Annotated in this window: 18 protein-coding genes; 14 read left to right on the plus strand and 4 right to left on the minus strand. The window is 53.3% G+C overall.

Features of this window, described 5'->3' with window-relative positions; genetic code table 11:
- Window positions 1–197: 197 nt before the first annotated feature.
- Genes ABSE13_RS09985 through sepS form a run of 9 tightly spaced genes read left to right on the plus strand, consistent with a single transcriptional unit; the run spans window position 198 to window position 8,783 of the window.
- The gene (locus ABSE13_RS09985) at window positions 198–638 is read left to right on the plus strand and encodes a 6-carboxytetrahydropterin synthase (RefSeq protein WP_424028377.1); all 441 of its coding nucleotides are present in this window, start codon (window positions 198–200) and stop codon (window positions 636–638) included.
- Window positions 625–1,233 (plus strand): 7-carboxy-7-deazaguanine synthase QueE, encoded by a 609-nt coding sequence (locus ABSE13_RS09990; RefSeq protein ID WP_424028378.1) that lies wholly within the window; start codon window positions 625–627, stop codon window positions 1,231–1,233. Before ABSE13_RS09985 ends, ABSE13_RS09990 begins: the two co-directional genes overlap by 14 nt.
- On the plus strand, window positions 1,233–1,898 hold the full coding sequence (gene queC, locus ABSE13_RS09995) for a 7-cyano-7-deazaguanine synthase QueC (protein ID WP_424028417.1): 666 nt from the start codon (window positions 1,233–1,235) through the stop codon (window positions 1,896–1,898). Before ABSE13_RS09990 ends, queC begins: the two co-directional genes overlap by 1 nt.
- Window positions 1,899–2,396, plus strand: a complete 498-nt coding sequence (locus ABSE13_RS10000) for an NUDIX hydrolase (RefSeq protein WP_424028379.1) — start codon at window positions 1,899–1,901, stop codon at window positions 2,394–2,396.
- Window positions 2,397–2,398: 2 nt separating this feature from the next.
- Entirely contained in the window at window positions 2,399–3,283 is an 885-nt protein-coding gene (locus ABSE13_RS10005; protein WP_424028380.1) for an alpha/beta hydrolase, read from the plus strand.
- A 41-nt stretch (window positions 3,284–3,324) separates the two neighbouring features.
- Window positions 3,325–4,596 carry a peptide chain release factor aRF-1 gene (prf1, locus tag ABSE13_RS10010; protein WP_424028381.1) on the plus strand — a complete coding sequence of 424 codons (1,272 nt, stop codon included), beginning with the start codon at window positions 3,325–3,327 and terminating at the stop codon, window positions 4,594–4,596.
- Window positions 4,596–6,260 (plus strand): arginine--tRNA ligase, encoded by a 1,665-nt coding sequence (gene argS / locus ABSE13_RS10015; RefSeq protein ID WP_424028382.1) that lies wholly within the window; start codon window positions 4,596–4,598, stop codon window positions 6,258–6,260. The genes prf1 and argS overlap by 1 nt, the downstream gene beginning before the upstream one ends.
- Complete coding sequence (twy1, locus tag ABSE13_RS10020; RefSeq protein ID WP_424028383.1) at window positions 6,241–7,140, plus strand: 4-demethylwyosine synthase TYW1; 900 nt, start codon at window positions 6,241–6,243, stop codon at window positions 7,138–7,140. The genes argS and twy1 overlap by 20 nt, the downstream gene beginning before the upstream one ends.
- On the plus strand, window positions 7,137–8,783 hold the full coding sequence (sepS, locus tag ABSE13_RS10025; protein ID WP_424028384.1) for an O-phosphoserine--tRNA ligase: 1,647 nt from the start codon (window positions 7,137–7,139) through the stop codon (window positions 8,781–8,783). The genes twy1 and sepS overlap by 4 nt, the downstream gene beginning before the upstream one ends.
- Window positions 8,784–8,934: 151 nt before the next feature.
- On the opposite strand, the gene ABSE13_RS10030 is transcribed toward sepS, so the two are convergent.
- The 3 genes from ABSE13_RS10030 to ABSE13_RS10040 form a co-directional block, all read right to left on the minus strand.
- Window positions 8,935–9,900 (minus strand): phosphoribulokinase, encoded by a 966-nt coding sequence (locus tag ABSE13_RS10030; protein ID WP_424028385.1) that lies wholly within the window; start codon window positions 9,898–9,900, stop codon window positions 8,935–8,937.
- Window positions 9,901–10,030: 130 nt separating this feature from the next.
- A complete protein-coding gene (locus ABSE13_RS10035; protein ID WP_424028386.1) occupies window positions 10,031–12,337 on the minus strand; it encodes a DEAD/DEAH box helicase in 2,307 nt (768 codons plus the stop codon).
- Window positions 12,324–13,409: a ribonuclease H-like domain-containing protein gene (locus tag ABSE13_RS10040; protein ID WP_424028387.1), complete on the minus strand. Its 1,086-nt coding sequence runs from the start codon at window positions 13,407–13,409 to the stop codon at window positions 12,324–12,326. The genes ABSE13_RS10035 and ABSE13_RS10040 overlap by 14 nt, the downstream gene beginning before the upstream one ends.
- A gap of 101 nt (window positions 13,410–13,510) precedes the next feature.
- On the opposite strand from ABSE13_RS10040, the gene ABSE13_RS10045 reads away from it, so the two are divergent.
- From ABSE13_RS10045 to ABSE13_RS10055, 3 genes are read left to right on the plus strand one after another with little or no spacing between them, the layout of a single operon-like run.
- Entirely contained in the window at window positions 13,511–14,167 is a 657-nt protein-coding gene (locus ABSE13_RS10045; RefSeq protein ID WP_424028388.1) for a type 1 glutamine amidotransferase, read from the plus strand.
- Window positions 14,167–14,934: a TIGR01458 family HAD-type hydrolase gene (locus ABSE13_RS10050; RefSeq protein ID WP_424028389.1), complete on the plus strand. Its 768-nt coding sequence runs from the start codon at window positions 14,167–14,169 to the stop codon at window positions 14,932–14,934. The genes ABSE13_RS10045 and ABSE13_RS10050 overlap by 1 nt, the downstream gene beginning before the upstream one ends.
- A 6-nt stretch (window positions 14,935–14,940) precedes the next feature.
- Window positions 14,941–15,972, plus strand: a complete 1,032-nt coding sequence (locus tag ABSE13_RS10055; protein WP_424028390.1) for a transglutaminase-like domain-containing protein — start codon at window positions 14,941–14,943, stop codon at window positions 15,970–15,972.
- A 15-nt stretch (window positions 15,973–15,987) separates the two neighbouring features.
- Here ABSE13_RS10055 and ABSE13_RS10060 read toward each other — a convergent pair whose 3' ends face one another.
- Window positions 15,988–16,905: a DNA-methyltransferase gene (locus ABSE13_RS10060; RefSeq protein WP_424028391.1), complete on the minus strand. Its 918-nt coding sequence runs from the start codon at window positions 16,903–16,905 to the stop codon at window positions 15,988–15,990.
- A 129-nt stretch (window positions 16,906–17,034) separates the two neighbouring features.
- Here ABSE13_RS10060 and ABSE13_RS10065 point away from each other — a divergent pair, with 129 nt between their 5' ends.
- Window positions 17,035–17,766: an ABC transporter ATP-binding protein gene (locus ABSE13_RS10065; protein ID WP_424028392.1), complete on the plus strand. Its 732-nt coding sequence runs from the start codon at window positions 17,035–17,037 to the stop codon at window positions 17,764–17,766.
- Window positions 17,751–18,866, plus strand: a complete 1,116-nt coding sequence (locus ABSE13_RS10070; protein ID WP_424028393.1) for a SufB/SufD family protein — start codon at window positions 17,751–17,753, stop codon at window positions 18,864–18,866. The genes ABSE13_RS10065 and ABSE13_RS10070 overlap by 16 nt, the downstream gene beginning before the upstream one ends.
- The last annotated feature ends 3 nt before the right edge of the window (window positions 18,867–18,869 follow it).

Consider the following 18,869-nt stretch of genomic DNA (forward strand, 5'->3'; position numbering starts at 1 on the left):
TTTTCTGGCTGCAAATTTACCCTGTCCCATTAAATAGCCTCGTTTTAGTTGTTTTCGTGGTTATCGATAACCCACACTGAGATATATACTAACGCGGGTGATCGATTTATAAATTGTGGCACCCCACCTGCCTGTCTTATACTATTATTCCTCACTCATAATAATCTTATATCCCGCACCGGCCAATATACTGTACAATGAAAGTCGGGATCTATAAGGAAGTGCAGATTGATGCGAGCCATCGCCTGCTTCACTATAAGGGGAAATGCGCCAGCCTCCACGGGCACCGCTGGAAGGTGGAGGTCTGGATTGAAGGCGAGCCCGACGCGAAGACCAATATCCTGATCGATTATAACCTGATCAAGCAGGTTGTGGCAAAATACGATCACCAGATCATCCTGAACCAGGACGACCCGATGGTGGCTGCGATCCGGCAGTTGCAACAGGTGGTCACGACACCGGGGGATCCGACCAGCGAGCTGCTCGCGCTCATTATCCGGAACGATCTGTACGAGATCTGTAAGACACAGGGAATCGATGCAACCGTAACCCGGATCCGGGTCTGGGAATCCCCGAACGCGTATGCGGAACTGAAAACGCCCGAGACCTTATCAGAGCTTCCCGATGCAGATCGCTGATATCTTTGTGAGCCTCCAGGGGGAGGGGAAGAATCAGGGGCGGATATGCCTCTTCATCCGTCTCGCCGGCTGCAATCTTGACTGTACCTGGTGCGATACGAAAGAGTCCCGGACCGGCGGGATCTCCATGAGCATGGATACGATCCTCGAACATATCTGGCGTGTCAATCCGCCATACATCTGCATCACCGGAGGCGAACCACTCCTCCAGGCGGAGGGCCTCGAGCCGCTCCTTGCCTCCCTCCACAAGCGGGGGACAGAGATCGATATCGAGACTAATGGCACTATCGACTTCTCTCCACTCCAGCAGTACGCATCGATCTGCATGGACGTGAAATGCCCCTCTTCGGGAGAGCAGAGCGAGCTCGGGCTGCTCGGGAAGATCCGCTCCCGGGATACGGTGAAGTTCGTGGTCAAGGACGAGAACGACTGCCGGTACGCGCAGGACGTGATCGCCTCTCACCGGATCGCGGGAGAGGTCTTCATCTCGCCGGTCTTCGGGACGGATTACGCAGTGATCTCAAAATTCATCCTGACCCAAAACCTACCGGTCCGGATGCAGATCCAGCTGCACAAGATCATCGGAGTGAAATGATGAAAGCGGTTTGTTTACTATCGGGCGGGATGGACTCATCTACTCTTGCCTACGCGGCAAAGAGCAAAGGATACGATATTCTCGCCCTGCACCTGAACTACGGGCAGCGGACGGAGCGAAAAGAGCTGGAGAGTGCAAAGAAGATAGCAAAGATTCTGGATGCAAAGGCGTTCGTTGAGATCAACTTGGATTATTTTGCAAAATTCGGGGCGAGCAGCCTTACCGATAAGGAGATCGCAGTCGAAGAGTTCGACCCGGAACGAGTGCATATGCCCAACACCTACGTCCCGTTCCGCAACGCGAACCTGCTCTCTATTGCAACCAGTTTCGCTGAGGCAAAAGAGGCTGATGCGATCTTCATCGGCGTCCAGTCGCTCGATTACAGCGGGTACCCAGATTGTCGCCCGCAGTTCATCGAGGCATTCCAGAAAGTGATCGATCTCGGTACTAAAGATACCACGAAGATCACGCTATTTGCACCGTTCATCCATATGACCAAGACCGATATCCTGCGCGAGGGCATCCGTCTGGGCGTACCCTACGAGCACACCTGGTCCTGCTACCGGAACGAGGGGAAGGCCTGCGGAACCTGCGGCTCCTGCCATTTCCGCAGGGAGGCCTTTGACGCTGTAGGGATCCGGGACCCAATCGAGTACGAGGAATAGATGGAGATCTTCCGCGGCAGACGCCTCTGGATAGAAACAAAGACAATCCGTCTTCCCAGCGGTAAAGAGCGAGAGAAGGTGATAGTGCACCCGTCGGGGGCCGTAGCCATACTACCCCTGCACGGGGACCGGTGCAAGCTCCTGCGGCAGTACCGGTACGCGATCGACCGGCATATCATCGAAGCACCAGCGGGCACAATGGAACAGGGTGAAGACCCGTTGACAACAGCCCGCCGGGAGTTGATCGAAGAGACCGGTTTTGCCGCTGGATCGATCACTCCTAAAGGGTTCATCTACACGACCCCGGGATTTACGGACGAGATGATCTTCCTCTTCGAGGCCCGGGACCTGTCGCCATCACAGGAATACGGGAAGGATGAGGATGAAGTAATTGAAGTGATCGATGTTGCGGTTAGCGATCTTTCGGGCATGATCCGGAACGGGCAGATCGTAGACGGGAAGACGATCTGCCTGATCCAGCGCTGCTTGGGGTGCTGACGATGCAGGCCACTTTTATTCTGGGTGCAATCCTCGTTGTGGCGGTAACCTTTGCCGGCTGTACCGGCAGTACTACTGCCGTGCCCTCCTTTTCCGTGGATAATAACGGCATCCTCTCGGTGACCTGCGCACCGGTTACGACAACCGACACTGTGCTCTTCACAAATGATACATACACGGAATCCCGGGTCGTCCTGCACACTCAAACCGGTGACGTAGTAACGTACCTGAGCTACCCAAAACAGCCAAAGGCCGTGATCGTGTACATTCCCGGAGCCGGGGAGAAAATCTCGGGACACGCAGAGCGGATGGTAAACTATGCAGCGGCCGGGTACGCATTCATGTTTGTCGACATCCGGGGCCGTGGCGGGGAGACAGATGGATATACATTCAATCCCCAGACGGATTATACCAAATTCGAGAGTGGTGATTGGCCCCAATACTACCTGACCATATGTGATATCTCATCTGCACGGGCCGTACTTGCCAACCGGTTCGGTGTCCCGGTCTATGCAGTCGGTGGAAGCAACGGTGGACGGTACGCGGCAGTAGCGGCAGGCGTAGATCCGAAATTTGCCGGGTACGTGGGGATTTCAACAGCAGACTGGGGACTGCGGGACGCGGTTCTTGATCAGGGTGGGTCGGGAGATATTCTGAGGTTTGCGACATCCCTTGAACCAAGCACCTACCTGCCAAGGATCTCTCCCCGCCCGGTCTGGATGTTCCATAACGCAACCGACCCGTTCATCCCCTTTTCCGAGGGGAAAGCCCTCTTTGCAACAGCAAACGAGCCAAAAACATTCATCGAGTTTAATGGCGATCACGGGATCAACTCAGATGTCGATCAGCGGCTTATAGCACAATGGGCGCAAATTTATGGCACGTGAGTGTGAATAAGTAATAGCTTCAGAGAGGTTTGAGACCGGCAATGGCGGAAGAACGGGAGATGGACGACGCGCGAAAGCGTTACGAGTTCAAAAAGGCACTCGAGAAACTCGAGTCGCAGCAGGGAGACGGAACGGAACTTATCACGATCTATATCCCTCCTGACAAGCAGATCTTCGATGTAACCAACCAGCTGAAGGACGAATATGGCCAGTGCGCCAACATCAAGAGCAAACAGACCAAGACCAACGTCCAGAGCGCCATCTCCTCCATTCTCTCCCGGCTTAAGTACTATAAGCGACCTCCACAGCATGGACTCGCAATCTTCTGTGGAACGGTGAAACTCTACGGTGATCGCACTGATCTCCAATGTACAATTGTTGAACCTCCCGAACCGCTCAACCTCTACATGTACCGGTGCAGCTCGAACTTCGAGCTCGAGCCGCTCAAACAGATGCTCGAAGAAAAGACCATCTATGGACTTCTCGTCCTTGACCGGCGGGAAGCGTACTGGGGCTTTTTACGCGGCAACCGGATCGAACCCGTGGGCGGTACAACCTCAACAGTCCCGGGAAAGACGCGCAAAGGCGGCCAGTCCGCTGCCCGGTTCGGGCGTCTCAGGGAGATCGCGATTGCCGAATTCTATACAAGAATCGGGGAGCGGGCCAGTGCCATTTTCCTTGCAGAGAAGGATTTCTTCGAGCGGTTCAAGGGTGTGCTGATTGGGGGCCCCAGCCCGACAAAAGAGGAGTTCGAAGCCGGTAACTTCCTCCACCACGAGATCCAGAAACGGATCATCGGTATATTCGATGTAGCATACACCAATGAAGACGGGCTTTCCGAGCTGGTGGATGCGGCAAAGGACGCGCTCAAAGGCATGACCGTCATCAAGGAGAAGGCGTACATGGACAAGTTCCTGAGGGAGCTTGTCAAGGATGACAACAATGCTGCTTATGGGGAAGAGAGCATCAGGAAAAATCTTGAGATCGGGGCGGTCGACACCCTGCTCCTCTCCGCAAACCTCCGCAAATCCCGGCTCCGGATAAAATGCCAGAGCTGTGATTTCACCGAGGAGAAGACAGTTCAGCTTGAGGCAGGAAAATCGGTCCAGGACATCCCGTTCGGGTCCTGCCCGAAATGCACCGCACCTCTCATTCTCGAAGAGGAGATCGATATCATCGATGAATTGACCAAACTCGCCGAACAGAGCAGCGCAAAAGTCGAGCTGATATCTGATGATTTCGAAGAGGGTTCGATCCTCTTCACGGCATTCGGCGGGATCGCAGCGATCCTCCGCTACAGGACGGGACTCTGATGCTGCACAAGGCATACGAAACAATCGGGAACGCACTTAAGCAACAGACCGGTCTTCCGGAGGCACAACTCATCGATGGCGGAGAGCATGCGGATCTTGCATCAACAGTTGCATTCTCCATTGCAAAAGAGAAGAGACAGGCTCCGGTGAAGATTGCCCAGGAACTTGCCATTGAACTGGCGAAGAACCCGCAGCTTGCCGGGATTACGGTGGAAGCGAAGGGGCCCTATATCAACTTCATCCTCGGCAAAGAATTTGTCACGGAAGCCGTGAAAGCCGCGGTGAAACCCGGTTACGGAGCGCTCCCGCGAAAGGCGACACGGGTTGTGCTCGAACATACAAGCGCCAACCCGAACGGTCCGTTGCACGTAGGCCACATCCGGAACTCCATCATCGGCGATACCCTTGCCCGGGCGTTCCGGAAGGCGGGCTACCCACTCGAGGTGCAGTACTATGTCAATGATATGGGCCGCCAGATCGCGATCGTGGTCTGGGGCTTCGACAACCTTGACAGTACCCAACAGCCGGGCGAGAAGGAAGATGCCCACATCGCCCGGGTCTATATTGCAGCGAACCGGGAGATCGAGAATGACCCGGGGATCACCCAGCAGGTGAACATCCTGATGCAACTGGTGGAGAACGGGGACCCCGCAACGGTTAAAAAATTCCGTAGGGAAGTCTCACGGTGCCTCGACGGGTTCAAGGTCACGATGAAGAACCTGAACGTTGCGCACGACCGGTTTGTCTGGGAGAGCGACTTCATCCGGAACGGGTACACCGAGAGGATCATCAACCGGATTCGCAAGCTCCCGCAGGCGGTGGACGATGAGACACTCGCGCTTGACCTTTCAGAATATGGCTTTGAGAACAAGTACGTGATCCGCCGCAGCGACGGGACCTCAGTCTACGCGGCCCGGGATCTTGCCTTCCATACATGGAAGGCGGCCAACTTCGACCGGATGATAGATGTCCTCGGAGCGGACCATAAGCTGATCGGTTCACAGCTCCAGTGTACTCTGCGGCTCCTTGGAGAGAAAGCACCGGAGATCGTTACCTTCGAATTCGTTTCCCTGCCGGAAGGATCGATGAGTACCCGGGCCGGTAAATTCGTCTCGGCTGACGACCTCATCACGGAGATTACGAAGAGGGCTCTCAACGAGGTAACGACCCGCAGGCCGGAACTGGATGAAGAGACACGGCTCTCAATTGCAAAATCTGTCGGGCTTGCTGCCATCCGTTACGATATCGTGAAGGTGTCACCGGAGAAGAGCACGGTGTTCGACTGGAAGGAGGCACTCGACTTCGAGCGGCAGAGCGGCCCCTACATCCAGTATGCCCATGCCAGGGCCTGCACACTTCTCGAGAAAGCCGGCACATTCACCGAATGTTACGAGCTTGAGACAGAGCAGGAGATCAGGCTGGCAAAACAGATCGCAAAATTCCCGGTTATCATCGACAAGGTAATTGCCGAGCTCAGGCCGCATATCCTTGCCACCTATGCCCGGGAGCTCGCGGATACCTTCAATACATTCTACCACTTTGAGCCGGTGCTGAAGAGCGAGGGGAAGGTCCGGGATCGCCGGCTGACGCTGGTCAGGGCAGCGCAGAACACGCTCAAAGAGTCCCTGGAAACGCTTGGGATCGATGCCATCAGATCCATGTAAACCCCTGCAGCGACAGGGATACCAGTTTTTTTCCAGAACCACTACAGCAGCTCTCAAACCCTGCATGTGGTGCAAGCGGGCACTTGCCGGCGGAGAGATGTGTTACAAGCACCAGTTCTACGGGATCGACAGCCACCGCTGCGTCCAGATGACTCCGACCCTGCTCTGCAACCAGCGCTGCCTCTTCTGCTGGCGATCGTTTGAGCATGGACCGGAAGAGATGGAAGAGTGCCCTCCGGAAGTAATCTTTGCCGGGATCCACAAGTTCCAGAAGAAGGCGCTTGCTGGTTACAATGCAGTCCTCGATAATACGGTAACAGAAAAGCGGTGGAGGGAGGCGCTGGATCCCCGTCATGTGGCGATCTCTCTTTCGGGCGAGCCCACGCTGTACAGCCAGCTCCCGCAGCTCATCGACCTCTTCAACAGCAATGGATACACCACGTTCCTCGTGAGCAACGGGACCAGCCCTGATATGCTCAGGCGCTGCAACCCGTTCCAGATGTACGTCTCACTGGATGCACCTGACGAACAGACATACCTCGCTGTTTGTCGACCGTCAGGAGATTACTGGGAACAGATCCAGGAGAGCCTGTCGATACTGAGTTCACGCCGGTCTGCAATACGAATCACACTCGTTAAGGGCCTCAATGATATCACACCAGAGAGATATGCGGCTATCCTCCAGGATTCGGGAGCACAGTTCGTGGAAGTAAAGGGATATATGTATCTGGGATACAGTAGAAATCGTTTGGCAAGGGAGAATATGCCGGAACATGCGTACGTGCGATCCTTTTCCGAGAAGATCGGGGCAGCATGCGATTACCGGTTCAGGGACGAGAATGAGTTGAGCAGAGTGATCTGCCTGGAGCGAGTGAGATGAAGTTCAATCCTGATGAATGGAAACGGAAGGCACACGAGAACTTCGAAGAGGCATGGCACGAAGGGCCTTCAGTACTGACACCCGCGGGACACGCGGGCACCTACCCCTCACGGGCCTACAAGCGGGCTCAGCCCCACCCGATCTTTGCCACGATCAACCGGCTGCGGGAGACCTACCTCTCCCTTGGTTTTGATGAAGCAGAAAACCCGGTCATCATCGAGGAGCAGGATATCTACCGCCAGTTCGGCCCTGAAGCCATGGCCGTGCTCGACCGGGTCTTCTACCTCGGGGGGCTCCCGCGCCCGAATGTCGGGATCGCACGAAAACAGCTCGATGAGATCAACGAAATCCTGATGAGTCACAAGAATCCGCACATCCATCAGGAAAGCGGACCCGCCGGGCAGCCCCATGCCCATTACCAGCAGATGACAAAGGAGATCGAAGAACATCTTCGGGAGACACTGCATGCATACAAGAAGGCAGAGATCGATGGCGACGAACTGACCTACGAACTCGCAAAAGTCCTCGGCGTTGACGATGCGCTCGTGGTGCATATCCTCGATGCGGTCTTCCCGGAATTCCGCGCCCTTGTCCCGGAATCATCGCGGTCAACCCTCCGCAGCCACATGACGAGCGGCTGGTTCATGACGCTCGGCTCCATCTGGGACAAGACCCCGCTCCCGATTCGGATGTTCTCGGTAGACCGGTGTTTCCGGCGCGAGCAGGCCGAAGGACCTACCCGGCTCATGACCTACCACTCGGCATCCTGCATTGTCGCCGGGGAGGACGTCACCAATGATGAAGGGAAGGCTGTCAGCGAGGCGCTTCTCTCCGCGTTCGGGTATACCGATTTCCGGTTCCAGCCGGATGAGAAACGTTCCAAGTATTACATGCCGGACTCCCAGACCGAGGTTTATGCCCGGCACCCGGTTCACGGATGGGTAGAAGTTGCTACTTTTGGCATGTATTCCCCCTCGGCACTCGCGGAATATGGCATCGGAGTTCCCGTCATGAACCTTGGCCTTGGTGTCGAACGGCTGGCAATGATCGCATATAATGCAAACGATGTCCGGCAGCTCTGCTTTCCGCAGTTCTTCCCCAGACCGCTGACTGACCGGGAGATCCTGCGTGCGGTCCATCTTCGGGAAGAACCCCAAACCCCCGAAGGAAAACACCTGGCCGCAGCCATCGCCCGGACGGCTTTTGCTCATGCCACGGAACAGGGCCCGTGTGCCTTCGATGCATGGGCGGGGACCCTCGAGGACCTGAAACTGAAGGTGATCGTAGAGGAGACAGAATCCAACGCAAAGCTCCTGGGCCCTGCCTGTGCAAATGAGATCTTTGTCCATGAGGGTTCTGTTCTCGGCGTACCGGATGTGGAGAAATGGAAACAGATCCGTACCGAAGGCGTTACAACTGGGATCACCTACCTGAGCGCGGTCTCGGCCCTCGCAGCTGCACGGATCGAGGAGGCCGCCAGATGCGGAAAAGCGGTAACCGTGCAGGTGAAGATGGCAAAACTCCCCAGCGATATCAATCTGAAGATCGAAGAGTATGCAATGCGGTTTATCACAGACAACAAGAAGAAGATCGATGTCCGCGGCCCGATTTTTCTCGCCGTCCGATCAGTCATTGAGAACTGACGGGCCGGTGACCGGCCTTGACACCGTCCCGAATACTGTTTTTAACATCAGGATCTTTTTTTCCACGGGACGATCATCTGAAACCTTGTCCGGGGCAAGGGAACCCGCTTACCGGTTCAATTAAGAGTTTTCATGAATTCTGATGGTAACGCTACACCCGCTCGCGGATAAAAATCCGTCTGTGGATTATTCGCCAGGAGAGGATGAGCTGGATAATATCCGTGGGGGTTACCGTCTCCCGTCCTTCAAAGATTGCAATCGGGTGGATACCGGTCTGGTATTCGATACTCTTTTCCAGTTTCCGGATCGTATCATAGTTCATCTCTCCGTCAAACGTGAGCGCACGCATCCTTGCACAATCGACCATCTGCGTGGAGAACTCGAGCAGGAAATCATGGTCATGGAATGAGAGCATGGAGTACAGGTCGATATTGAGATCGATATCACGGATAGTGCGTTTCATCCGGTTCTGCAGGAGGGAGATATTATAGATATTTTTTGTCGCACCCTTGTCCTCCCCATATCCGGATGGGCGGATCCGGATAATCGCATCCGCATGACACCGCTGTGGGGCAATGAATTCCTGATAATCCTTTTCGCGTCGATAAATTTCCCCGGATACAACATCTGAGGAGTACCCTCGGCGTTCCATGTCCCGCATGCGCTTCCAGGCATACTTCACCTCGTTTTCCGGATCAACAAAAATGGAGAAATCCATCAGCTCACGTAAGCCGGGTTTGAAAAGCGTATGCAGGCCTTCCAGGATCAGGATCTTCCCGGCCGAAAATGGAACCGGCGAATCAAATTTCCCGGTGGTATGATTGTACACCGGTTTTTGGATCGAATGACCTTTTTTCAGCTGGGCAATATCAGTTTCAAGCGTTCCAAGGTTATTTGCCTCGGGATTGAGAGGGGTAATGTCCAGCCGCCTCCGTTCTTCGCGATCGAATTTATGATAATCATCGAGGGTTATGGTTGAGACTAATCCGGGACCGAATATCTGCCGGATTGCATTGGTAAACGTCGTTTTTCCCGATCCGCTATCACCGGCAACTCCAATCGTAAATATAAGGGGGGAATGGGCAATGATCTCTTTGAAATTCGGCTTGGGATCCATGTCGTGTAGTATTCAGGTATGATACATCGGTATTAAGAACCTGTGAGGAAGTGTGCCTAGGAGAAAAATGAATACCCGGCAAGAGATCAGATTGAGGCATTTCATGGCGTGCACGAGGAGGTATGATATTTCAGGAAACCGTGACTTCCTGGTTCGTTTCCCTGAGGGGGGTCTGCGAATCCGGACCAGCGGAGAGTTCCCTGAGGATAAGTGTTGTTGCAGCTTTGTCGAGAGGCTGGTTGTCATTACCGCACTTGGGGGAATAGATGCACGAAGGACACCCGGAATCACACCGACAATCGGATACGAGCCGGAAGGCGGAGGAAAAGATCGCGGGGAGCAGCGTGAACGCTTTTTCAGCAAGCCCAATCCCCCCTTCACATGCATCATAAACAAAAACAACAGGTTCGCCTTCCTCACCAAATGTGGGAGACGACAGACCACCGATATCCCACCGGTCGCACATGACATGGAGGGGCATCAGGGCGATGATCGCATGTTCGGCACCGTGAAGCCCGCCGGCAAAATCGAATCCCTGACCTATAACCGCCTGCTCGACTGCCGGCGGTGCAATAAACCAGAACGCTTTTGTCCTGAAGGTCAGGGAAGGCAGGGTCAGGGGCTCAACTCCGATTATGGTATCGCCACGTTTGATCTTGTAGCCGGTGAAATGCTCGGTTACGTCCACCTCGCCAAAAGCGCAGCGGACGCCATTCACAACCCTGGACTCAATGATTTCGATGATCGAGAGAGCGACCTCCTTGAGGGGCTGTGTATAGTAATCAACATCGATCCCGGTCACCCGGATGGCATGCGTTTCGAGATCCATCTCGTTGACAACATAGGTCTCGCCCTGGTGAAGCATGATCGCCCCTTTATGCGCCTCACGATACGCCTGGCCGCGATCCATGGTCTCAAGCAGCCTGCCATTGCACATGATCCGGAAGGTTTCACCGGGAATCCCGTCAAGTCTCACCGCTTCCGTTGCCCGGCCCCGGCCTGAATAAACCCATCCGCGTGAGGTTTTCCGGACAAGATCACTTGAGGCAAGTTCCGTTAATAACCCGGGAGCAGATTCCCCGAATAGATCCAGCCCGGTGTCATCTTTGAGAGGGAGCTCCGCGGCAGCACAGAGCAGGTGGCCGGATACGATATACGGGTTCTCCGTATCAATGATCGCATGCTCGTGAGACCGGCTGAAGAACTGGTCCGGATGGTTCATGAAATACTGGTCAAGCGGATTGGCCTGGGCCACCAGGATGGCCAGGGCTTCGCCACAACGTCTCCCGGCGCGACCGGCCTGTTGCCTGGTTGCCATCATCGTCCCGGGGAACCCGGAGATGATCACCGCATCGAGACTGCCGATATCAATTCCGAGCTCCAGCGCATTCGTTGATATAACAGCCTTCATCTCCCCTTCTTTCAACTGCCGTTCGAGCTGCCGTCTCTCTTCCGGAAGGAACCCTGCGCGGTACGCGGAGATCGATGCCGCAAGACGCTCAGACGAGCGGCGGGCATCATCACGGGCCCAGACAGTTACCAGTTCCGCCATCTTCCGGGAACCGGTGAAACAGAGGGTCTGGAGATCTTCCCGGATGCAGGAAACAACGAGATCCTTGGTTTCCTGGTGTGTCGAGCGTTCACCGACACCATTGTAGAACGGGTTGTACATGACGAAGCTCTTCCTGCCATGGGGAGATCCGTCTTCGTCCACGAGGGAGAAATCCTGCCCGGTGAGATGCCGGGCAAATTCCTGGGGATTTGCAAGGGTTGCCGTTGAGAGGATGAACCGGGGCGAAGAGCCATAGTGACTGCAGAGGCGAAGGAGCCGGCGGATCAGGAGCGCCACGTGAGATCCAAACACGCCGCGGTAGCGATGCGCTTCGTCAATGACTATGAATTCGAGATGGGAGAGGACATCGCGCCATTTGGCATGCCAGGAGAGCACCTGGTGGAGCTCGTGCGGGTTTGACAGGATAATCCGGGAGTGCTCGCGGATCGCTGCCCGTTTTGACTGGGGCGTGTCCCCGTCGTAGATCGCAGGATGTGCGGGTATACCCGTGAACTGTTCCATATTCCCGAGGACGTGATACTGATCATTTGTCAATGCTTTTGTCGGATACAGGTACAATGCCCGGGCATCCGGATGGAGCTGCAGATTTTCAAAGACAGGGATGTTGAAGGCAAGGGTCTTGCCACTCGCGGTCGGCGTGGTGATGATAACATTCCGTCCTGCCCGGGAATGATTTATCGCCTCGCTCTGGTGAGAATACAGATGGATTCCGTTACACCTAAGGTAGTTCTCAAGGATCGGTGAAAGGGGGCGATCGAGATCCCCATACCGGGGAGATTCCGGTTCCGTAGTCTCGATATGTACAATCCGCCGGGCATAGGTGGGGTTGGAATACAGGAACCGGGCGATCTCAGGAACAACCATAGGACTCCTCCAGGAGGTGGAAGAAGAGCAGGGCAAGCGAGTGAACGTCCTGCCGGTTATGCTCGACAATAGGAACGAGCGGGCCGATGTTGCCGGTCCTGATATATTCCGCATAGAATTCCGGCACCATCTGGCCCGGTATATCGTCTTCCCTTCTGATGCCCAGAATCTCCCGTTCGAGAGCAGTGAGACGCAGGGTGGGCAGGGTGGCCTTCCATCGCCGCCGGCTGAAATGCAATGCATCGAAATGGGGAATCCTTCCGGGAGATGCCATGCCGTAATAGGCAAGACGGTCTGTTATATAAGGGAGGTCGAATGATTTGCCGTTGAAGGTGACAAGTGCCGGGTTATCCCGGGAAAGATGTTCAACCGTTGCCATCAGGGCGGGAAGTTCTTCGGATATGTCCCGGAGAAGATACTGGCGGACACACAGGCCGTGACCCTCGACAGTACCCACACCAAACAGGATGATCGGCCGGGAAAACAGCCCGAGAGTTTCAATGTCTAGGAAGACAAAGTCTTCAGGTTCGTGCATGCACGCGGCTCCGAGTATGGACGTGTCAGACTTGGCATGTCTGCGTCCTATGCATTCCATAATCTCAAGAGTGCTGGCGCCGGATATGCAGTCAAGGACATCGCGGGTCCCTTCCCGGAATTTTGGGTGGGCAAGGAGGTCCGCAAGCGTTGCGAATCCCCGGGCATTCAGCTTCTTTTCCGTTGCGGCCCCGATACCTTTTACAAGAGTAAGATCGGTCAGAATTTTTTTCCTGAATCGATCGATATCGATGAGAGGACGTGACAGATCCAACTGGCTCTCGCAGGCATAGCAGATGCCACCCTCGTTTGAGATCTCGCGGCCCGTGAAGGCAGAATCAAAAGATACGCCCTCGTACCGGGCAAGGAGAGATGCCATCTGTCTTCGTGCCTCGTGGTATTCTGAAGCGAAAACAATATTGTTCGAGAGGCTGCTGCCGAAAATATTCCCGTCACGGACAACTTCATATTCGTGGACGGACTGCATGCGCTGTTGCCACAGGGAACCAATCCTTGGAGGGGCGTGGACGGACGACATTACCTGAATACGAAATCATGACTGGCGGGTTTAAAGATCCGGCCGTGCAGTGTGAAAGTGAAGGTAATACTGATGTGACAAGGAAGCAAACCTCTTGATCGATGATCACCATCTTCCAGCACGGTAAGGATGAGTCTGCCGGGGAGATCGAGTGCTACCTTGGGGAATCCGTCATATCCTATACCATCGTCAGGTTATATGAGACCAACGAAATTCCTGCGAAAATCCCTGCGAACCTTATCGTTCTTGGGGGTCAGATGAGTGTCAATGATATCAAGGAATACCCGTATTTTACCTTGGAGAAAGAGATCATCAGGAAAATGGTTGCGGGGCAGAGACCCGTGTTCGGAATATGTCTTGGGGCCCAGATGATTGCTTCAGCATTTGGGGAGAGGGTCTTCCCATCCACATCAGAACGGGGCTGGCGCAGGGTCTGGGGGAACCCGCCGGGAAATATATCCCTGTTCCGGAATCCATGTAATGTGTTTCACTGGCATAATGAAACATTTAATCTCCCTAAGCAGGCAATCCTCCTTTTAAGAGGAGAACTTGTGCATAATCAGGCATTCCAGCTGGGAAGCGCAGTAGGGGTTCAGTTCCACCCGGAAGTTACCATGCAGATCATCTCCCGATGGTCTGCGGAACTCGGTCTTGGAGAGAGAAGGCAGTTGTTAAAAGATTCGGAACACGAAATTGTTGGTAATAAGGAACGCTGCAGAATCCTCACGGAAAAATTCCTTCACGGGTGGGGCAGCTGATGGGTGTCAAAGGCCTGTTGATCGATCTCGACGGTGTTCTTTACGTTGGAGACAAACCCGTTGATGGAGCACGCGATGTGATCCCATATTTAATAAAAAACGACATCGCATTTCGGGTTCTTTCCAACACAACGCGTAAATGCCGGCGAACGATTGCAGAGAAGCTGGCTGCGATGGGCTTCGATATCCCGGAGGAGTATATTTTTACCCCACCCCTTGCAGCGATAGCACATATGAAAAAAACCAAACTGAACCGGTATTACCGCCTGACGACAGGGGATGTTGATCAGGACTTTAATGGCATCGGACTCAACGACTGCTCGGGGCAGGTCGATTGTGTTATCCTTGGAGATGCCGGAGATGCAATCACCTACGACAACCTCAACCGTGCATTCAGACAAATTATGGGAGGCGCGGAATTGATCGCTCTTGAGCGGGACCGGTACTGGATGGCTCACGATGGTCTCGCCCTCTCTGCCGGCCCCTTTGTGACAGCACTTGAGTTCGCTACCGGGAAAAAAGCCACCGTAGTGGGGAAGCCCTCCAGAGCATTCTTTGAACTTGCACTGCGGGATATGGACCTGCAAACGGATCAGGTGGCAATGGTCGGAGATGATATTGTTACTGATGTAGGTGGGGCACAAGCGGCAGGGATCCCCGGGATTCTCGTCCGGACGGGAAAATTCCGTGAGCGGGATCTCATCCAGGGTGCGATCACGCCATGGAAGATTATCGATTCAATTGCGAATCTACAGGAGATCCTGTGAGATGCCATGAGTTCCCTTAACCGTAAACTGACTGCTATCATCGCTGTTCTGGTTTTCATGATTATTGCTGTTCTCTGCGCAGGATTTCTGGCAAATCGCGATACAATTATTCCACCGCATATCATACCGGTAAAAACAGACACGGCAATACCGGCGCCGGTCTACACGTTCGCGTTTGAACAGTCACAAATCACGATATCGAGTCCGGTTGATTCATCAGTATACGCCGGTGCCAAATCTGCTGATAAGTACACATATACCCGGGGGAATATCTCTGATAATCTCTTCCTGACGGATACGTACCTCTCCATGATGGATGATCCCAACCAGGAAGAGTTTTACACAAATCTCATCTCTACTCTGAGGTCGGTCCGGGAAAAACAGGGGCTCAACGATGACGAATATCTGGAACTTATCACCGTGTTCGTCCAGTCGATACGATATGAAACTATCAGCGAGAATCCACCAAAATTCCCCATCGAGACATACGTAGAGAAATCAGGGGACTGCGATGACAAGAGTCTCCTGCTTGCGGGGATACTCTCCCGGGAAGGGTACAAAGTCGCCCTCCTCTCATTCCCCAATGAATCCCACATGGCAATAGGAGTGGTCTGTTCAGGAACGGATTATAAGAATACCGGGTATGCATTCGTTGAGACGACTGAGCTCTCTTTCGTTGGAGTTCCAACAGAGACTCTGGAGGGGGGCACACAACTCGTATCCACACCTATCGTAATCCCCGTTGGGAACGGAACAAAAACCTACGGGAGCTGCGGGGAGAGCCTGTACCTGGATTCGGTGTTCCATTCATCTGAAACAGAAGTAAATTTCCTGACACCCCAGATTGATGCGATGAAAGGACAGATGGATAGTCTCTACCAGACACAGGATGTGAACGGGTATAACCTGCGTGTGCCGATCTACAACGATCTGCAGCACAAGCGCTTACAATATGCAGAGATCCATAATTACATTCTTGATCATCAGTTCGACCGGAAAGGCACATACCATTATGTAAAACAGAACCTGCCTTCATAAACTTCGATCATTTTTCTAGCCATCCAGGTTTTCCAGAGAAAGGAATTCTGGTGTCGGGTATGATGAGGATTCTTGATCGGGGCCTGATGATGTCCGTAGTCTCTTCATAGCCTGTGCTGAGTATTGTTCCGATACATCGATACCGATGAACCGTCTGCTGAGTTTCCAGGCTACAAGGGAGGTTGTGCCGGCGCCATTGAACGGATCGAGTACTATATCGTGTTTATACGAGAAGAGTTTCATCAGCCGCCGGGGCAGCTCTTCCGGAAACATGGCCGGGTGATTATGATCCTTCATCCGGGTTTCGGGGGGAAACGACCACCTGCCCATCACCCACTCCTTGAATTCATCAGCGGTAATATCGATATCTTCCTTTCGTCCGGGTTTTTTATGGGACTGCTTGTCAAAAACCTCGATGTACTCCCAAGTGTATTTGATATAGGGCATCGAAGGAGATTTCCAGCTGCCCCATGCAGTGTACTTAGCATTATAGTTATTTTTCTCCCAGAGAATTTCCGCTCTCCAAAGGAGGCCCAGACTCGCCAGCTGCCGTGAGATAATGTGATGCGTGGGAATGTAATCGGAAAAAAGGGGCTGGATATTTACCGCGATCCGTCCGCCGGGTTTTACCACCCGCTCACATTCTCTCCAGACAACAAGCAGCTTTCTAAAATATTCGTTCCATTCATGCGTATCATCGTGAGGATCCTGTGCATAGGAATGGCCGAAGTTATATGGCGGGGACGTAATGACGAGATCGATGCTGTTGTCGGGAATGTGAGGCAGAACGGTTTGTGCATCTCCACAGATAATGCGATTTACAAACCGGTGAACATCGGAAGGCTCATCTGTGGCAATGCTCCTCCGGGCATCCCGTGAACCCTGACGGATCCTGGCTTTTTCTTCCTTGTTCTTCACTTTCTCCGGTTTCATTTTCTTAATCCAATGATACTGTAGTACCGCGGAGAGTAAAATGTGCCGAAACAGTACTACTTGAGGGCTATGAGGGCTAACGAGAAAAGCGTTTAATGGTGAAATGAACATATTGTCTACGATTATCTTATGCTCCATATTGAGAATCTGCATGTGAAGGTCGGCGACAAACAGGTGTTGCACGACATCAATCTCCACATAGGGGAGGGTGAGACCCATGTGCTGCTTGGTCCCAACGGGTCCGGGAAGACAACGCTTCTCATGACTCTCATGGGATATTCCAACTATACCATCACCGAAGGGAAAATTATTTTTAAAGGTGAGGATGTGACAAAGATGAAGGCCCATGAGCGGGCAAAGCGCGGGATTGGCATGCTTTTCCAGCGCCCGCCTACCATATCGGGCCTGAAACTGGGCAAGCTGCTCACGGCAATTTCCCGGACAAAAAAAGAAGATATCCCCGCACTGGCCACATCAGTCCATATGGACAAATTCCTTGAAAGAGATATCAACAAGGGTTTTTCCGGAGGTGAGATCAAACGCAGCGAAGTGCTCCAGCTGATGATCCAGAACCCGGATTTCATCATGCTCGATGAACCAGAGAGTGGTGTTGATATAGAGAACATCTCTCTCATAGGGACCGCAATCGGATCCCTTCTGGAAAAGGATAAACATGTCATAAAGCGCCAGAAAAGCGGACTGGTCATCACCCACACGGGTTATATTCTTGATTATATTGAAACTGACCGGGGTCATGTTATGTGCGACGGGCAAATCAGGTGCCATGGGAATCCCCGCGAGATCATGAAAGATATAAAACAGCGTGGCTATAAGGAGTGTCTGGAATGTCGCAGCCCATAAAATTCCCGGAGATCTCAAAGGTCGACAAAGAGAGACTGGCCCAGTCGGGCATCGACCTTGAGATGAAGAACCGGTGCGGTAGTTATCTCCAGATGGACCAAGACATTGTCCATGCCGAATGTGCTGATGAGAGCATCGAAGTCCTCTCGTATAAGAAAGCGATGGAAAAATACGACTGGCTGAAAGATTATGCCTGGAAGGTAGTCTCTCCGGAAAAAGATGATATAACAAAGTATGTTGCAGCCCAAAAAGATCCCAAAGGGTACGTCATCATCGCTCATAAGGGATCCAATAACATCTTCCCCATCCAGGCCTGCCTGTTTCTTGGTCATGAACAGATTCAGCACGTCCATAACATTATTATCGCGGAAGAGGGCGCTGAACTTCATATCATATCCGGCTGTACCAGCGGCGAGCAGGTTGGGAAAGGAGGAGCACACTATGGGATCTCCGAATTTTATGTAAAAAAGAATGCGAAGATCAGTTTCACGATGATCCACAACTGGAGCGAGAATATCGAAGTGTATCCACGAAGCGCATCTATTGTAGAGGAGAATGGGGTGTTCCTCTCCAACTATGTCTGCATGCAACCGGTCAAAAAGGTGCAGATGTACCCGACAGCAACACTGAAAGGAGAGAATTCAGTTGCCCGGTTCAGCAGCGTAGTTATCGCAACGCCGGGCTCCCATATGGATCTCGGATCTCGTGCAATTTTGGAAGGAAAGGGTTCCAGTGCAGAGCTGATTACCCGAGCCATCACCAAGGGTGGCACAATCATTTCCCGGGGCCACATCAACGGGAAGACCGCAGGAACCAGGGGTCATCTGGAATGCAAGGGCCTTATTCTTAAAGACGGGGTAATTTACGCGATACCGGAAATCGAAGGTTCCGTAGTCGGCACTGAGCTCTCGCATGAGGCAGCGGTAGGTAAACTTGCCCAGGAAGAGATTGAATATCTTATGTCCCGGGGGCTTGACGAGGATGAAGCAACCGCAACAATCATTCGTGGGTTCCTCGATGTGAAGATCTCCGGCCTTCCTGAAGCTTTGCAGAAACAAATCGATGCATCCATTGATGTGGCGGAGAAATCAGGATTCTAACGT

It is taken from the genome of Methanoregula sp., assembly GCF_049518935.1.
Taxonomy (GTDB): Archaea; Halobacteriota; Methanomicrobia; order Methanomicrobiales; family Methanospirillaceae; genus Methanoregula.

Bases quoted from the DNA above. Each gene is read 5' to 3' on its own strand.
- sepS (WP_424028384.1), top strand. From the start codon at position 7,137: ATGAAGTTCAATCCTGATGAATGGAAACGGAAGGCACACGAGAACTTC.
- prf1 (WP_424028381.1), top strand. From the start codon at position 3,325: ATGGCGGAAGAACGGGAGATGGACGACGCGCGAAAGCGTTACGAGTTC.
- queC (WP_424028417.1), top strand. From the start codon at position 1,233: ATGAAAGCGGTTTGTTTACTATCGGGCGGGATGGACTCATCTACTCTT.
- ABSE13_RS10070 (WP_424028393.1), top strand. From the start codon at position 17,751: ATGTCGCAGCCCATAAAATTCCCGGAGATCTCAAAGGTCGACAAAGAG.
- argS (WP_424028382.1), top strand. From the start codon at position 4,596: ATGCTGCACAAGGCATACGAAACAATCGGGAACGCACTTAAGCAACAG.
- ABSE13_RS10030 (WP_424028385.1), bottom strand. From the start codon at position 9,900: ATGGATCCCAAGCCGAATTTCAAAGAGATCATTGCCCATTCCCCCCTT.
- ABSE13_RS10035 (WP_424028386.1), bottom strand. From the start codon at position 12,337: ATGGTTGTTCCTGAGATCGCCCGGTTCCTGTATTCCAACCCCACCTAT.
- ABSE13_RS10050 (WP_424028389.1), top strand. From the start codon at position 14,167: ATGGGTGTCAAAGGCCTGTTGATCGATCTCGACGGTGTTCTTTACGTT.
- ABSE13_RS10065 (WP_424028392.1), top strand. From the start codon at position 17,035: ATGCTCCATATTGAGAATCTGCATGTGAAGGTCGGCGACAAACAGGTG.
- ABSE13_RS10055 (WP_424028390.1), top strand. From the start codon at position 14,941: ATGAGTTCCCTTAACCGTAAACTGACTGCTATCATCGCTGTTCTGGTT.
- ABSE13_RS10000 (WP_424028379.1), top strand. From the start codon at position 1,899: ATGGAGATCTTCCGCGGCAGACGCCTCTGGATAGAAACAAAGACAATC.
- ABSE13_RS10060 (WP_424028391.1), bottom strand. From the start codon at position 16,905: ATGAAACCGGAGAAAGTGAAGAACAAGGAAGAAAAAGCCAGGATCCGT.
- twy1 (WP_424028383.1), top strand. From the start codon at position 6,241: ATGCCATCAGATCCATGTAAACCCCTGCAGCGACAGGGATACCAGTTT.
- ABSE13_RS10045 (WP_424028388.1), top strand. From the start codon at position 13,511: ATGATCACCATCTTCCAGCACGGTAAGGATGAGTCTGCCGGGGAGATC.
- ABSE13_RS10005 (WP_424028380.1), top strand. From the start codon at position 2,399: ATGCAGGCCACTTTTATTCTGGGTGCAATCCTCGTTGTGGCGGTAACC.
- ABSE13_RS09985 (WP_424028377.1), top strand. From the start codon at position 198: ATGAAAGTCGGGATCTATAAGGAAGTGCAGATTGATGCGAGCCATCGC.
- ABSE13_RS10040 (WP_424028387.1), bottom strand. From the start codon at position 13,409: ATGTCGTCCGTCCACGCCCCTCCAAGGATTGGTTCCCTGTGGCAACAG.
- ABSE13_RS09990 (WP_424028378.1), top strand. From the start codon at position 625: ATGCAGATCGCTGATATCTTTGTGAGCCTCCAGGGGGAGGGGAAGAAT.